The organism is Ruegeria sp. CRTD044 (assembly GCF_059613485.1).
In genome coordinates, this window is record NZ_JBXWSP010000019.1 from 21,931 (window position 1) to 36,699 (window position 14,769).

Here is a 14,769-nt window from a genome sequence, read left to right on the forward strand (position 1 = left end):
CGGATCACCTCAGGCGCAGAGCGTTCAGGGATACGGTAATCGACGATGTGGACATCGCCAAGGCCGCGATCAAGGGCGTCGCAAGGCCGGCAACGGCCAAAGGCACCGCGATGACATTGTAGATCGTCGCAATCTGAAAATTCTCGCGGATGCGCTTCGTCGCCCGGACAGCAGTATGGCAGGCATCGGCGATCGGCGACAGGTCATTGCCCAGCAGAACGATGTCCGAAGCCACGCGGGCCGCATCCAGTGCCGAAGCCGGAGAGATCGAGGCATGGGCCGCCGCCAGCGCGGCTGTATCGTTCAGCCCGTCGCCGACCATCAACACCCGGCGGCCTTGGCCTGCCAGCTTCTGAATGTGTCGCGCCTTATCCTGCGGCAGTGCCCGCGCGATCCAGGTCTCGATCCCCAGCTTCTCGGCCAGAGCTTTCACGGCGTTGGTCGTGTCCCCGGACATGAGGATGACGTCCTTGCCCGCATCGCGCAAAGCCGCAACCGCGTCGGCGGCACCCGGGCGTAAAGAGTCGGCAAAGCGGAACTCGACCGGGCGATCGCCTCCGACCGCCAACCAGGCCGCGGTGTGATCACCTTCCGTCGCGCCCACCCATTCGGCCCGGCCCAGCCGCACGAGTTGCCCCTGAAACTGGCCCTCGGTCCCATGACCGGGAATCTCGGTGACGTTTTCAACATCGGCCGGGGTATACCCCTCGGCCCGAGCGGCCTGGGTCAGGGCAACCGCCAGCGGATGCGCCGAAGCCTGTGCCAAGGCCAGAGCGATCTCGAACTCGCGGCCTGTGTGTTCGCCACCGTTGACCAGTTCCGGCGCGCCCGAGGTAAGCGTTCCGGTCTTGTCGAACACCACGGTGTCGATCTCGGCCAACCGCTCCAACGCCGTGGCGTCCTTGATCAGCATCCCCTTGCGGAACAGCCGCCCCGAGGCCGCGGTGGTGACCGCAGGAACCGCCAACCCCAACGCACAGGGGCAGGTGATGATCAGCACAGCGGCGGCGATGTTCAGCGCTGTGCGCAAATCGCCAGAATAGATGTACCAGCCAACAAAACTGAGTGCGGACAAGATATGAACCCCGGGGGCATAAAGCTTGGCCGCCTTGTCCGCCAAGGACGTATAACGCGACCGTCCGGATTCCGCGATGGCCACAAGATCGGCCATGCGGTGCAGCGAAGTCTCTTCGCCCACCGCCGTTGCCTGAATGGTCAGCGGCCCGGTCAGGTTGACCTCACCCGCGCTGACTTGCGTGCCCGGCTGGGCAAATACCGGCAGGGTTTCACCGGTCAGCAACGACCGGTCCAACTCGGATTCGCCGGTCACGATCTTGCCGTCCACCGGCATCCGCCCCCCGGGTCGCACCAGGATCAGGTCACCGACGGCCAGTTCGGCAACAGCGACCTCGTGCTCGGTCCCTTCAACAAGACGGATAGCGCGCGGCACCTCGAGGGCTGTCAGCTCTTCCGCGGCGGAGCGGGCCGCGGCACGGGTGCGGTAATCCAGATAGCGCCCCGCCAGCAGAAAGAAGGTCAGGGTCAAAGCCGCATCGAAATAGGCGTGCTCACCGCTCAGCGCCGTTTCCCAAAGCGAAGTGACTAAGGCCAGCAAGATCGCCAGAACGATCGGCACGTCCATGTTCAGGCGGCGAACACGCAGCGCGCTCCACGCGTTGGCAAAAAACGGTTGGGCCGAGAACGCGATGGCCGGAAGGGCGATGGCGGCCGAAATCCAGTGAAACATGTCGCGCGTCGCGTCGGTGGCGCCGGACCAGACGGACACAGACAGCAGCATAACGTTCATCGATGCAAAGCCGGCGACCGCGAGGCGCATCAGCAGATCCCGTCCGGCCTTGTCCGATTGCGTGGCTGACAGAGCACCCGGATCCAGCTCATGCGCCTCGTACCCGGCCCGATCGAGGACCGGGATCAGATCCGTTGCCCGAACCTCGGGCCCCGCCTTGATCAGAGCGCGCTTGAGCGTCAGGTTGACCCTCGCGTCCTGTACGCCGGGGTGCGCGTTCAACGCACGTTCGACATTGGCAATACAGGCCGAGCAATGAATGCCCGGCAGTGACAGCGCGATCTGAACGTCGACCGGAACCGGCCTGGCCGGTTCCGCGGGAGCCGCGATGCAGCCCGGACAGGCTGCGGTCCCGGATGTCACCTGCGACGACATTAGCCTAACCCTTGATGTACAACGGAATGCGCCGACTGAATTCCGCGCCGTCCGCATCGCGCGCGACAATACGGACATTCCAGTTGCCTTTTCCAAGCGTCGCCGGGGTGGAATACGCCACACCGTCAAAGGTGAAGTCCGGCGAAAAATCCTCGCGCATATGAGTTGCGCGGCCGACCACGGCCTGCAGTTCGGCCACCCGCACAGGCACGCCTTGCGCATCCGTGATGCGAAGGATCAGCAGGCCGCCCTTGGTTTCCACCTCTGCACCCCAGCCCAGAGACTGCTGCTCCTGCAGCTTTTCATTGAACTCCTGACTGGCAACGTAGGAGTTCTTGACCTCGAGCCCGGGGAATGTCGCGACTGCCTTGTAGGCCAGCACCAGATTGACTGCGATGATGACCCCGAAGGCCCCGACAAAAACCGCAAGAGCGTGCTTTCCGGTGAATTTGCGCTCGGCCATTATTCAGTTCCCCCGCCCGTTGAACGTGGTGTCTTTGTAGGCGCGCTCGCCGCTTTGCAGGTCTTCGACCCAGATCCGGACCGGTGTCGTTTCAGCCATTGCGGGCGCTGTATCTTTCGTGGCGACGATGTAGACCCGGGTCAACTGTGCCGTGTCCGCAGTTACATTTACCGTATCCAGTTCCGTTCCTTCAATCTGAACCTGCAGGCTTGGGTCACCGACCAGAGACAGTTTGAACAGGCGGTCTTCGCCATGTTTGTTCCGCAACCGCACGTCGTAGGTGTTGCGGATCGAACCGTCGGACATGGTCACGAATGTCGGATTGCGCACTGGCGCCACCGTCAGATCGATATCCGACCGGATGAACAGCGCAAACAGCAGGCCAAAACCCACCAGCGACCAAAGCGCGGTATACATGATCGTCCGGGGCCGCAGGATGTGCTTCCACACATTTTTTGGGGGGTGGCCCGCGCGTTCACGCGTTTCGTCGCTGAGCGCCATATAGTCGATCAAACCGCGCGGCTTGCCGATCTTGGCCATCATGTCGTCGCAGGCATCGATGCACAGCGCGCAGGTTATGCACTCCAGCTGTTGGCCATCACGGATGTCGATCCCGACCGGGCAGACATTGACGCAGGCCATGCAGTCGATGCAGTCGCCCAGTTCAGAGTCGGCCGTCCGTTTGCCCTTGCCGCGCGGCTCGCCCCGCCACTCTCGGTAGCCAACCACCAGCGTGTCCTCGTCCATCATCGCCGCCTGAATTCGCGGCCACGGACAGGCATAGATGCAGATCTGCTCTCGCGCGAACCCGCCGAAGAAAAAGGTCGTGCCGGTCAGAACCAGCATGGTGGTATAGGCGACCGGATGAGCGTTGCCAGTCACAAGGTCCCGCGCAAGGGTCGGCGCATCCGCGAAATAGAACACCCAGGCCCCGCCGGTCGCCAGACCGATCAGGAACCAGACCACCCATTTGGTCAATCGCAGGCGAGCCTTGCGGAAATCCAGCTTCTTCTGACGATGCAGGCGCAGGCGGGCGTTTCGATCGCCTTCGATCCAGCGCTCGACCAGAATGAAAAGGTCGGTCCAAACCGTCTGTGGGCAGGCATAGCCGCACCACACCCGCCCCAAGGCCGACGTAAACAGGAACAGCCCCAAGCCGGCCATGATCAGCAGACCGGCCACAAAGTAGAATTCGTGTGGCCAGATCTCGATCCAGAAGAAGTAAAAGCGGCGGTTCGCAAGATCCAGCAGCACCGCCTGATCCGGAAGGCTAGGCCCCCGATCCCACCGGATCCACGGCGTCACATAGTAAATGCCAAGCGTGACGGCCATTATGATCCATTTGAGGTTCCGAAACTTGCCGGAAACGCGCCGTGGAAAGATCGGTTCCCTTGCGGCGTAAAGGCTGGGGGCTGGGGTGTGATCGCTCACGGCATGGCTCCGGATCTTGCTGTTTGTCGGGCGACTTGTTCCAGATCATACACCGGACAACTTTGACATGGGTCAAAAGCGCATCGCGCAGACACCTTTTGTCACACCTGGTTCGCTTGGCGTTTCAGCCACCCGACGAACGTCTTCACCGCCTTTCTCTGCGGCGTTTGCGCCGTCACGATGTGGTAGCCTCGGGCGTCCGGTGCGACATGAAGTTCAACTAGTCTTCCGGCCACGATATCACGTTCGACGAAATGTCGCACCGTCACCGTGACCCCCTGCCCCGCGCGCACGCCCTCAAGGACCAGATTGCCCGGCAGACTGGTCCGTCCAGCGCCGGGGTCCATGGCCGTCCCATGTTGTGCCAGCCATGTGCTGGCTTCGGTCGTGCCCACCTCTTCCAGCCACGGCAAACGGGCCAGATCAGCCGCCGGCCACTCGGACTTGGAACCCAGAAGACTGGGCGCGGCAACGATGACCATCGGGGTTTTCAACAACATCTCGGACCGGACGCCCGGCCAACCGCCCGCCCCGTATCGAATCGCGACATCCACCCCGCCGGGGCGCAGATCGACCAGTTCCGGTGACGGATCCAAGGTCAGATCTATCCCGGGGTGATCCGACCGGAAAATCGGCAGCCGCGGCATCAGCCATGAAGCTGCAAATGAGGAGGTCAGCGAGACGTGCACCGGCCGATCCTCTCCCGCGTGCACCAGGTCCGAGACCGCCGCATGGATGGCGCCAAACCCCAGCTGAACGCTGCGGGCCAGGTGTTCGCCATCCGACGTCAGGACCAGCGTTTTGCCCGACCGGTCCAACAGGGTCACGCCCAGATGCGCCTCAAGCGCGCGCAACTGCTGGCTTATGGCGGCATGACTTACATTCAACGCATCGCCGGCCTTGACGATATTTCTGTGCTCGGCAAAAGCAGAGAAAGCCCGTAGCGCCGACAAGGGCGGAAGGTTCAGCCAGTCCATATGTAACCTCTGCTTACATCTGAACACGGTAATTGAGTCGCAAATATCCGGTCAAGAGCCGATGCTGGAACCCGAGTTCATCGCATCAGGAGAAAGACCATGCTGAACATCTACGCTGCTTCCTTCATGACCGCCACGCGGTTGAACGCCCCCAAGCTGCGCGACGCGCCCAAACCGAATGCGCCAAAAAGGAAAAGATGGCTGCCCGCCGGACACTGGTGGATCAGCAAGAGCCGCGAGTTGGATCCGCGCAACCTTTAGGATCGGTTTGCGTGCCCGCGCTGGACCGGGGCCATTGTCAGCACTATTTTCGGAAAATGCGGTGCCGGCTGTTCAGGAAACGCGCGAACAGATGGAACAGCCGGCACCTAGGCCTTCGGGCGGCACGCCGCCCGAAGGTGTTCCTGGATTTTATTGACCGCCACCCAACTGGTGGACATAGGCCGACACGGCGCGGATCTGCGCCTCGGTCAGACGCGTGTCCCAGGGGGGCATGACGCCAAACCGGCTGTAGGTCACCGTTTCAGTCAGCGTTTTCTCATCGCCGCCATACAGCCAGATCGCATCCGTCAGGTTCGGCGCGCCCTGCGCGATATCGCCTTTGCCGTCTTCACCGTGACAGGCCGCGCAATTGTCCTCGTAGACAACCTTGCCCGCCTGCGCCGCAGCATCGTCGGTTTGGGCTTTGGTCAGCGACATCACATATTGCACGACCTGGGTGATTTCCTCGGACTCGAGGATCTCGCCGAACGCCGGCATTTCGGAGTAGCGCGCGTCGTCGCTTTCTTCGTTGCGAATGCCGTAGCTGACCGTGGTGACGATGTCATCCAAGGTGCCGCCCCACAGCCAGGCGTCGTCCAGAAGGTTCGGGAAACCCTTTGCGCCCTGCGCGCCCGAACCGTGGCACTGAGCGCACCAGGTGCGGAACACGGCACCACCGGCGTTGACCGCATATTGCTGCAGCTCGGCATCCTTGGCGATATCATCCAGCGGTGTCTCGACCAGCTTGGCGTTCCACGGAGCGTTGGCCTCTTCAAACGAAACCATCTCCTTCTGCACCAGTTCACGCGAGGACCAGCCAAGCACACCGGCGGTTGCAGATTGCACCAGCGGCCACGCCGGATACATGATCGTGTAGATCACACCCCAGAAGATGGTCGCGTAGAAGGTCCACAACCACCAACGCGGCATCGGGTTGTCGAATTCCTCAATGCCATCCCAGCTGTGACCGGTCGTCTTGGGATCACCCGGCTGTTTTTCAGGTGTCTTGCTCATTTCCGCGCCTCCTCGGATGTGGCGGGTTTGTCTTGATGCCGGAACGGGATGTTTGCGGTGTCCTTGTATTCCTTGCTGGCACCGGGGCGGAACACCCAGATGACGATGCCGACAAAGAAGGCGAACAACAGAAGCAGCATCCAGCTATCCGCGAATTGCCTCAGGATCGTGTATTCTTCCATTACACCCTCCTTTAGCGGCTTGCATCCGGGGTGAAGGTCGAGAAGTCGACCAGCGTTCCCAGCATCTGCAGATATGCAACCAACGCATCGGCTTCGGTCAGTTCCGGCTGACCATCGAAGTTGCGCACGTTGACGTTTTCGCCATAACGCTCCAGCAGCCCGTCATAGTCGCTGTCCGGATCGGCCTGCGCGCGGAAATCGGCAACTGCGTTTTCCAGCATCTCGTCCGTATAGGGCGTGCCCAAAACCGCATTGGTGGCCATGATGTCACCGATATACCGGCCGTCGATCTTGCGGTTTTCCAGGAAGCCGTATTTCGGCATCACGGATTCCGGCACCACCGATTGCGGATCACGCAGATGGTCCACGTGCCATTGATCCGAGTAGCGGCCACCCACACGGGCCAGATCAGGCCCGGTGCGTTTGGACCCCCACTGGAACGGGTGGTCGTACATCGACTCGGCCGCCAGCGAGTAGTGGCCATAGCGCTCGACCTCGTCCCGCATCGGGCGGATCATCTGACTGTGGCAGACATAGCAGCCTTCGCGGATGTAGATCTCACGCCCCGCCATCTCGAGCGGGGTGTAAGGGCGCATGCCCTCCACCTTCTCGATTGTGTTCTCAAGGTAGAACAGCGGGGTGATCTGAACGATGCCACCGATGGTCACGACCAGGAAGCTGAAGATCAGCAGGAGGGTCGCGTTGGTCTCGAGGATCTTGTGTTTGTCGAGAATTGCCATTGCTCCGGCCCTCCTTATTCAGCCGGGACCGCGACGGTCAGGCTGGCCTCTTTGGCCGGGGCCCGCCGGACGGTCATCCACAGGTTGTAGCACATGATCAGCGCACCAGCGACGAACAGAACACCGCCCAGCGCACGCACCACATACATCGGGAACTTGGCCGCCACGGTGTCGGCGAACGAGTTCACCAGGAAGCCGTTGGCATCCACTTCGCGCCACATCAGGCCTTCCATGATACCGGTGACCCACATCGACGCGGCGTAGAGCACGATACCGATGGTGGCGAGCCAGAAGTGCCAGCTGACCATCTGCAGCGAGTACAGACGCTCACGTTTCCAAAGAACCGGCACAAGGAAGTACAGCGCACCAAAGGTGATCATGCCGTTCCAACCCAGCGCGCCCGAGTGCACGTGGCCAATGGTCCAGTCGGTGTAGTGCGACAGCGAGTTCACCGCGCGGATCGACATCATCGGGCCTTCGAAGGTGGACATGCCGTAGAAACCGACCGAGATCACCATCATCCGGATGACCGGGTCGGTGCGCAGCTTGTCCCAAGCGCCCGACAGGGTCATCAGACCGTTGATCATGCCACCCCACGAAGGCATCCACAGCACGACCGAGAACACCATGCCCAGCGTCGAGGCCCAGTCAGGTAGCGCGGTATAGTGCAGGTGGTGTGGACCGGCCCAGATATACAGGAAGATCAGTGCCCAGAAGTGGATGATCGACAGCTTGTAGCTGAAGACCGGACGTTCGGCCTGCTTGGGAATGAAGTAATACATCATGCCCAGGAAGCCCGCGGTCAGGAAGAAGCCCACGGCGTTGTGCCCATACCACCACTGGATCATGGCATCCTGAACGCCCGACCAGACGATGACCGATTTCGAACCCCAGATGCTGACTGGAATGGTCATGTTGTTGACAAGGTGCAACATCGCGACGGTAACGATGAACGCAAGGTAGAACCAGTTCGCGACATAGATGTGGGGCTCTTTCCGCTTGACGATCGTCCCAAGAAACACGGCCAGATAGGCCACCCAGACGATGGTCAGCCACAGGTCCACATACCATTCAGGCTCGGCATATTCCTTGGACTGGGTCCCGCCCAACACATAGCCGGTCGCGGCAAGAACGATGAACAGCTGATAGCCCCAGAACACGAACCAGGCAAGGTTTCCGCCCCACAGACGCGCGGCGCTTGTGCGCTGCACGACGTAGAAGGATGTGGCGATCAGGGCGTTGCCGCCGAACGCGAAAATGACCGCTGATGTGTGCAGCGGGCGCAACCGGCCAAAGTTCAGAAGCCCCTGCGCCCATTCGAAGTTCAGCACCGGAAAGGCCAGCTGGAACGCGATGAAGGTTCCCACCAGGAACCCTACGACACCCCAAAAGGCGGTTGCGATCACGCCATAGCGGATCACGCCATCCATGTACTCACCCGAACGATCGACAAGAATATCCGGCTCATCCGTGTTTCGCAGCGTCCAGATGAACAGGCCACCGGCGATGAGCATCACCAGTATCGCGTGCACCTGATACGCCAAATCCCGCGCATAGTTGGATCCGATCGCTGCGAACAGCACGACCAGACCAAGCGCGATCAGCTTGATGTAATTCGACATATTGCGTCCCTTTGCCATGCTCCGGGCGATTCTTGTGCCGCATGGAGCTTTCGTTGACTGGTTGCTGTATGATCCATGCACAACCAATGCTGCTTTGATCTGCATCAAGACAATAGCCTGAAAACTGTGACAGGCATAAGCAAATGAATGGGTTACCTGGTCGCACAGGTTTCAGAACCCGAAACACGAGGTCGAAATGGCTTATAAATCTCTTCTCACCGTCATGACGGAAACCAAGTTTGCCAAGCCGGCTCTGGCCCAGTTGGTCGCCTTGGCCGAAGCGCAGGACGGCCATGCCGAAGCGCTGTGCCTCGGTGTCGACCGTAGCCAGACCGGCTACTACTACGCGGGCGCAAACGCCCTGATCCTTCAGGAGACCTTGAAGCGCGCAAATGCCGAGGCCGATGAAGTGCTTACCTTTGCCGAGGATTTCCTGGGCAAGTCGGGCGTACGCTGGTCCGCTGAAAACGGCGTGGCGCAGATCGCCGACTTGGGTCGGCACGTCGCGCACCGGGCCCGTTTCTCGGACCTTGTCGTTTTGCCGCAGCCCTATGGCAAAGATCGCGGCGCCGAGGCCGAACCGATCATCGAGGCCGCCATGTTCGAGGGTCACGCCCCGGTTCTGGTGGTACCGGATGAGGCGAAACCATTCGCCAGCCCTCGGACGGTGCTGATCGGCTGGAATGAGAGTGTCGAGGCGATGAATGCCATTCGGCGCGCGCTGCCGTTCCTGCGGGCGGCCGAACTGACCCGGATCGTCGTGATCGACCCGCCGCGTCACGGCCCTGATCGCTCGGACCCGGGCGGTATGCTGTCGCAAATGCTGTCCCGCCATGGCGTGAAATGCGAAATCGACGTGCTGAGCAAGACGATGACGCGTGTGTCCGACATTCTGAACCGTCACGCCGCAGACGTCGAAGCCGACATGATCGTGATGGGCGCCTATGGTCACTCGCGGTTCCGCGAGGCCATTCTGGGTGGCGCGACACGGAACATGTTGGAACAGTCCTCGGTTCCGGTTTTCCTGGCCCACTGAACTGCGGGCACGGCAAAAGAAATAACCGCCCCAGACGGGGCGGTTATTTCGTCAGACCTTTTTGACCAAACCGATCAGGAACAGAAGGATGACGGCTCCGATCGTTGCAAAGAAGATCGACGACACCATGCCGCCGCCGACGGAAAACCCGAGTGCGGGAAAAATCGTTCCGGCGAGAAAAGCGCCAACGATCCCGACGATGATGTTCCCGATCACGCCAAAGCCGCGCCCCTTCATGATCCTGCCCGACAACCAGCCCGCGATCGCGCCGATGATCAGCATTGCCAATAGGCTACTGAATTCCATGCCTTGCTCCTGAATATTGTTTCACGCAAAGGCATTAGAACACGGCCGGGCCGTTGGGTCACGCACGAACGTAGTGCATCCCCTGGAACCCGGATCGCAGATCCCGCACCTTGGGCGCAACCGATGCGGGATCATCCGCCGACAGTGCCTCGGCGAACAGGGCCACAAGGTCTCCGGCATGTTCGGGGGTCACTCCCCGCCGGACCAACTCGGGCGTTCCGATCCGCAATCCGTTCATGTCACCCGCAACCGAGGCGATCGGCAAACCGATACCACATGCCAGGAACCCAGCCCGCCGCAGGTGTTTTGACACCGCCTGCCCGCCCCCATAGTCGGCGGCCTTCAGCGCGAATTGGTGCGAGGTGGTGACGCCACCAGCCCCCTTGAACACTGGCAATCCCTGATCTTCCATCTCGCTGGCAATTGCCTGCGCAAGATCGATCATCGCTTGCCCATAGGCCGGCCCGCAGTCGACCCAGTCCAGCAACGAAATTGCCAGAGCCGCCGATTTCGCGGCATCGAAATTGGCCGTCATTCCGGGAAAGGCGATGGCGTCCAGCCGTTCGGCAATTTCGGCGTCGTTGGTGACGATCAGCCCACCCGCAGGGCCGCCCAGGCTTTTGTAGGTGCTCATCGTCATCAGATGCGCGCCTTCATCCAACGGATTCGCCCAAGCCCCGCTGGCAATGATCCCGCATTGGTGGGCCGCATCGAACAAAACCTTGGCCCCGATTTCGTCGGCAATTTCGCGCACGGCCGACACAGGATGCGGAAACAGGTTCAGCGAGCCACCGACGGTGATCAACCGGGGCCGGTGCGTTCTGGCCATGTCGCGCAGCGCGGCCAGATCCAGACTGTATCCGTCCGCATCCACTGGTGCATTGATCGTTTGCAGCCCATAAAGCCCTGCGCAGCCACCCTGATGGTGGGTCACGTGCCCGCCGATCGCTGCCGGCGGCGCGATGATCGTATCGCCGGGCCGTGTCAGAGCCATGAAGCCATACAGATTGGCCAAGGCGCCGGATGCGACCCGGATTTCGGCGTATCGCGCGTTGAACACGCGGGCCGCAAGCTCGGCCGCGATCACCTCGATCTCCTCGATGGCCTCAAGCCCCATTTCGTATTTGTCGCCCGGATAGCCCAAAGATGGACGACTGCCCAGACCCGCGGCGAGTGCAGCTTCAGCCCTTGGATTCATGACATTCGTCGCCGGGTTCAGATTGAAACACTCGGCATCATGAATATCCGAGTTTCGCGCGATCAGCGCGTCGATCCCGGCCTCAATCGCCTCCGAGCTGCTGTCGGCAACCTTCCGGGCGATGGTCTGAACAAGGTTTTCGCAGTGGCCCGGAACCCAGGCACGGTGAGCAAGGTGCTGCATCTGATACTCCGTCTTTGCGACCAACGATGCAAAGATCCTGACTTGCGCGCAAACCAGTTTTCCGAAAAATTAGGGTCAGCAAAATTGAGCCTAAATCCATGCCCGTTGCTCCACCGCGCCCCAAACCCCTACCTCTGAACGCGCTGCGGGCGTTTGAGGCCGCTGCCCGCCTGGGCGGATTCTCCGCGGCGGCCACGGAACTTGGCGTCAGCGCAGGCGCGGTATCAGCCCATGTCAAAACGTTGGAAGACGAACTGGGTGCGCCCCTGTTCGAGCGCACCGCGAGAGGCGTTGCCCTGACCGCGCTGGGGCACAAGGCGTTGCCAGACCTGACCAAGGCCTTCGACACCTTGGGACAAGCCACGTTGACAATGCGCGCCCAGGCACAGCCGCAGGTGGTGCATATCGTGACGCTACCCTCGATTGCACAGCTATGGCTGTCGCCAAGGTTGCCCGAACTTCGAGCCGCAGAGCCGGAAATCGAAGTTTCACTCACGGCCGAGGAAAATCCGCCCAACCTCAAGCGTGCGCCCTTCGACATCTACCTGTTTTTCGGCGGAGGCCTGGGGGACCCCATCGCCGAAGACGCCATCTTTCCGGTTTGCGCGCCGGCCTTGGCGCGTCGCCTGACTACGCCCGAGGACCTGGCGAATGTGACCTGCCTGTCCGACTCTACCTGGTTCGACGATTGGCAAACCTGGGTGGCCGCGGCGCGACCCGGATGGACGTTCACACCCCGCGGACCGGTCTTCTCTTTGTACGCGCTGGCCGTCGAAGAAGCGCTGAACGGTGCGGGTGTGTTGATGGGACACAAGGCGCTGGTTCAGCCGCATCTGGACAGCGGTCGACTGGTGGCTCCGTTCGAAACGGTGGTCACTCTTCCCGACAGGCTCAAGCTGTGGTCGCCACGTGCGGTCCGGTCGCAGACACCGGTTGGGCGCGTTGTCGAGTGGCTCAGAAAAACCGCTTAGACCAGAAACCCGCCGTCCGAATCATCCCCGGCCTCTTCCATCAGGCGGCCGATATCTGGAACGGTCACGTGGCGCTTGCCCTGCAGCAGGATCACTTCATCCTTTTTCAGCGCAGATATCTGACGGCTGACGGTTTCGAGCGTCAGACCAAGGTAGTCGGCCATCGCCTCGCGGGTCAGCGGCAGGTCGAAGACGATTGGGCCGGATGAACCCTTCTGGCTGGCAGACGCATCCCGGCGCGCGATGATCGACAGCAGGCTGGCAATCTTCTCGCGCGCGGTCTTGCGGCCAAGAACCAGCATCCATTCACGCGCCGCGTCCAACTCGTCCAACGTCATCTGCAGCAAGCGGTGGGCAATATGCGGCGTGCGGCCCATGAGGTCCTCGAACGGTTTCTTGCGGAAACAGCACATGACCACGTCGGTGGTGGCTTGCACGTCATAAGGCGCCGAGTCGCGCCCCGGCCGCCCTACGAAGTCGCTGGGCAGCAGCAGGCCCACCATCTGGGTGCGTCCGTCCTCCATGGTTTGGGTCAGAGACGCGATCCCGGACACGACCGAGCCGACGAAATTCATTTGATCGCCCGACCAGATGATCGTCTGACCGGCCTCGAAGCTGCGGTAATACTTGATCTCTTCCAAAGCGACCAACTCGTCCGCATCGCAGCGCGCGCAAACGGCTCGATGCCGAATTGGGCAGTCTTCGCAATTGGAGTGGTCAACAGGGGTATTCAGAGTCATGCGCGCGTCCACTTGATCTCGGTCAAGGTTTTCTGGTCGTCGAGCCTATACCGGTGTCGTCATGATAGTAAAACCTCAATTGGCAAAGCTTGGACTATTTGACGCGAAGGTACCGCGTTATACCAGCTATCCGACCGCCCCCCACTTCAACAACGACGTGGGGCCCGACATGTTTGGCGACTGGATTTCCGCCATCCGGCCGGGCAGTTCGATCTCGCTCTATGTCCATGTGCCGTTCTGCCGCCGGCTGTGCTGGTTCTGCGCCTGCCGCACCCAGGGCACCCAGACCGACAACCCGGTCATCGCCTATGTCGATGTCCTCAAGGCCGAGTTGGACCTGCTGGCCTCGCGCCTGCCCAGCGGAGTGACCCTGTCGCGCCTGCATTGGGGCGGGGGCACGCCCACGCTGCTGAACCCCGACCTGATGCGCGAACTGGCCGCGCATATTTTGGGCATTGTCCCACTGGGACACAACGCGGAATTCTCGGTCGAGATCGACCCCAACGAGGTGGATGCCGCCCGACTGGATGCGCTGGCCGAGGCCGGGATGAACCGCGCCTCGATCGGGGTTCAGGATTTCGATGACGAGATCCAGAAGACGATCGGGCGCATCCAGAGCTATGACACCACCCGCGAGGCGATCGACATGATCCGCGAGCGCGGCGTGCCCAGCCTGAACGCTGACATCCTGTATGGACTGCCACACCAGACCAAGGCGCGGATGACCGAAAGCGTGCAAAAGCTGCTGTCGCTCAACCCCGACCGGGTGGCCCTGTATGGCTACGCGCATGTGCCGTGGATGGCGAAACGCCAGCAGCTGATCCCGTCCGACGCCCTGCCGACGCCGGAACAGCGGCTTGATCTGTTCGATACCGCCCGCCGTCTGTTCCTGTGGGACAATTACGAAGAAATCGGCATCGACCATTTCGCCACCAGGGATGACGGGCTGACCCATGCACTGAAAGCCGGGCGGCTCAAGCGGAACTTCCAGGGCTACACCGACGACCAGGCCGAGGTTCTGATCGGCGTCGGCGCCAGCTCGATCTCGCGCTTCCCGCAGGGCTATGCGCAGAACGCGCCAGCCACGTCGGCCCATACCAAAGCGGTACGCGATGGCCGGTTCTCGACCTCGCGCGGGCATCTGTTCAAGGATCAGGACATTCTGCGCGCCCGTTTGATCGAGGCCCTGATGTGCGACTTCCGCATCGAAACGGCCGAAATCCTGCGCGACCACGACATCTCGGCGGCCGAGCTGACGGCGATGTACCAGCGCGCCAATGACGCCTTCGACGGGCTGTTGCAAGTCACCGATGACGGGCTGTTCATCCCGCCCGAGGCGCGCGCCTTGACCCGGATGATCGCCCGCACCTTCGACGCCTATGACCTGAGCAAGGCGGGCCACAGCTCGGCGATCTGACGACAGGCGGCAGGCCGCATGCCGGCCAGTCGCCACAATGCAAAAA

Annotated in this window: 15 protein-coding genes; 4 read left to right on the forward strand and 11 right to left on the reverse strand. The window is 61.5% G+C overall.

Annotation, left to right across the window (positions count from 1 at the left end):
- Positions 1-4: 4 nt before the first annotated feature.
- The 4 genes from AC2FNL_RS16330 to AC2FNL_RS16345 form a co-directional block, all read right to left on the reverse strand.
- A complete protein-coding gene (locus AC2FNL_RS16330; protein WP_496834323.1) occupies positions 5-2,182 on the reverse strand; it encodes a heavy metal translocating P-type ATPase in 2,178 nt (725 codons plus the stop codon).
- Positions 2,183-2,186: 4 nt separating this feature from the next.
- A complete protein-coding gene (locus tag AC2FNL_RS16335) occupies positions 2,187-2,645 on the reverse strand; it encodes a FixH family protein (protein ID WP_496834324.1) in 459 nt (152 codons plus the stop codon).
- A 3-nt stretch (positions 2,646-2,648) separates the two neighbouring features.
- On the reverse strand, positions 2,649-4,076 hold the full coding sequence (ccoG, locus tag AC2FNL_RS16340; protein ID WP_496834325.1) for a cytochrome c oxidase accessory protein CcoG: 1,428 nt from the start codon (positions 4,074-4,076) through the stop codon (positions 2,649-2,651).
- A gap of 101 nt (positions 4,077-4,177) precedes the next feature.
- A complete protein-coding gene (locus AC2FNL_RS16345; protein WP_496834327.1) occupies positions 4,178-5,053 on the reverse strand; it encodes a LysR family transcriptional regulator in 876 nt (291 codons plus the stop codon).
- Positions 5,054-5,152: 99 nt separating this feature from the next.
- Here AC2FNL_RS16345 and AC2FNL_RS16350 point away from each other — a divergent pair, with 99 nt between their 5' ends.
- A complete protein-coding gene (locus AC2FNL_RS16350) occupies positions 5,153-5,314 on the forward strand; it encodes a hypothetical protein (RefSeq protein ID WP_005980631.1) in 162 nt (53 codons plus the stop codon).
- Positions 5,315-5,464: 150 nt separating this feature from the next.
- On the opposite strand, the gene ccoP is transcribed toward AC2FNL_RS16350, so the two are convergent.
- From ccoP to ccoN, 4 genes are read right to left on the reverse strand one after another with little or no spacing between them, the layout of a single operon-like run.
- Positions 5,465-6,328, reverse strand: coding sequence for a cytochrome-c oxidase, cbb3-type subunit III (gene ccoP / locus AC2FNL_RS16355; RefSeq protein WP_093964332.1), 864 nt, complete (start codon positions 6,326-6,328; stop codon positions 5,465-5,467).
- Positions 6,325-6,510: a cbb3-type cytochrome c oxidase subunit 3 gene (locus AC2FNL_RS16360; protein ID WP_093964331.1), complete on the reverse strand. Its 186-nt coding sequence runs from the start codon at positions 6,508-6,510 to the stop codon at positions 6,325-6,327. The genes ccoP and AC2FNL_RS16360 overlap by 4 nt, the downstream gene beginning before the upstream one ends.
- 11 nt (positions 6,511-6,521) lie before the next feature.
- Positions 6,522-7,250 (reverse strand): cytochrome-c oxidase, cbb3-type subunit II, encoded by a 729-nt coding sequence (gene ccoO, locus AC2FNL_RS16365; protein WP_093964330.1) that lies wholly within the window; start codon positions 7,248-7,250, stop codon positions 6,522-6,524.
- 14 nt (positions 7,251-7,264) lie between these two features.
- Positions 7,265-8,872, reverse strand: coding sequence for a cytochrome-c oxidase, cbb3-type subunit I (gene ccoN / locus AC2FNL_RS16370; protein ID WP_093964421.1), 1,608 nt, complete (start codon positions 8,870-8,872; stop codon positions 7,265-7,267).
- 196 nt (positions 8,873-9,068) lie between these two features.
- On the opposite strand from ccoN, the gene AC2FNL_RS16375 reads away from it, so the two are divergent.
- Entirely contained in the window at positions 9,069-9,908 is an 840-nt protein-coding gene (locus tag AC2FNL_RS16375) for a universal stress protein (protein WP_093964329.1), read from the forward strand.
- A gap of 51 nt (positions 9,909-9,959) precedes the next feature.
- Here AC2FNL_RS16375 and AC2FNL_RS16380 read toward each other — a convergent pair whose 3' ends face one another.
- Both AC2FNL_RS16380 and glyA read right to left on the reverse strand, forming a co-directional pair.
- Positions 9,960-10,214, reverse strand: a complete 255-nt coding sequence (locus AC2FNL_RS16380) for a GlsB/YeaQ/YmgE family stress response membrane protein (RefSeq protein WP_093964328.1) — start codon at positions 10,212-10,214, stop codon at positions 9,960-9,962.
- A gap of 58 nt (positions 10,215-10,272) precedes the next feature.
- Positions 10,273-11,595, reverse strand: a complete 1,323-nt coding sequence (gene glyA / locus AC2FNL_RS16385; RefSeq protein WP_496834328.1) for a serine hydroxymethyltransferase — start codon at positions 11,593-11,595, stop codon at positions 10,273-10,275.
- A 98-nt stretch (positions 11,596-11,693) separates the two neighbouring features.
- Between glyA and AC2FNL_RS16390 the strand changes: the two genes are divergently transcribed.
- Complete coding sequence (locus tag AC2FNL_RS16390) at positions 11,694-12,566, forward strand: LysR family transcriptional regulator (RefSeq protein WP_496834329.1); 873 nt, start codon at positions 11,694-11,696, stop codon at positions 12,564-12,566.
- Here the strand turns inward: AC2FNL_RS16390 and fnrL are convergent.
- Complete coding sequence (fnrL, locus tag AC2FNL_RS16395) at positions 12,563-13,306, reverse strand: transcriptional regulator FnrL (protein ID WP_496834331.1); 744 nt, start codon at positions 13,304-13,306, stop codon at positions 12,563-12,565. The two genes, AC2FNL_RS16390 and fnrL, sit on opposite strands and share 4 nt — an antisense overlap.
- A 61-nt stretch (positions 13,307-13,367) precedes the next feature.
- Between fnrL and hemN the strand changes: the two genes are divergently transcribed.
- Positions 13,368-14,723 carry an oxygen-independent coproporphyrinogen III oxidase gene (gene hemN / locus AC2FNL_RS16400; RefSeq protein ID WP_496834333.1) on the forward strand — a complete coding sequence of 452 codons (1,356 nt, stop codon included), beginning with the start codon at positions 13,368-13,370 and terminating at the stop codon, positions 14,721-14,723.
- Positions 14,724-14,769 lie beyond the last annotated feature (46 nt).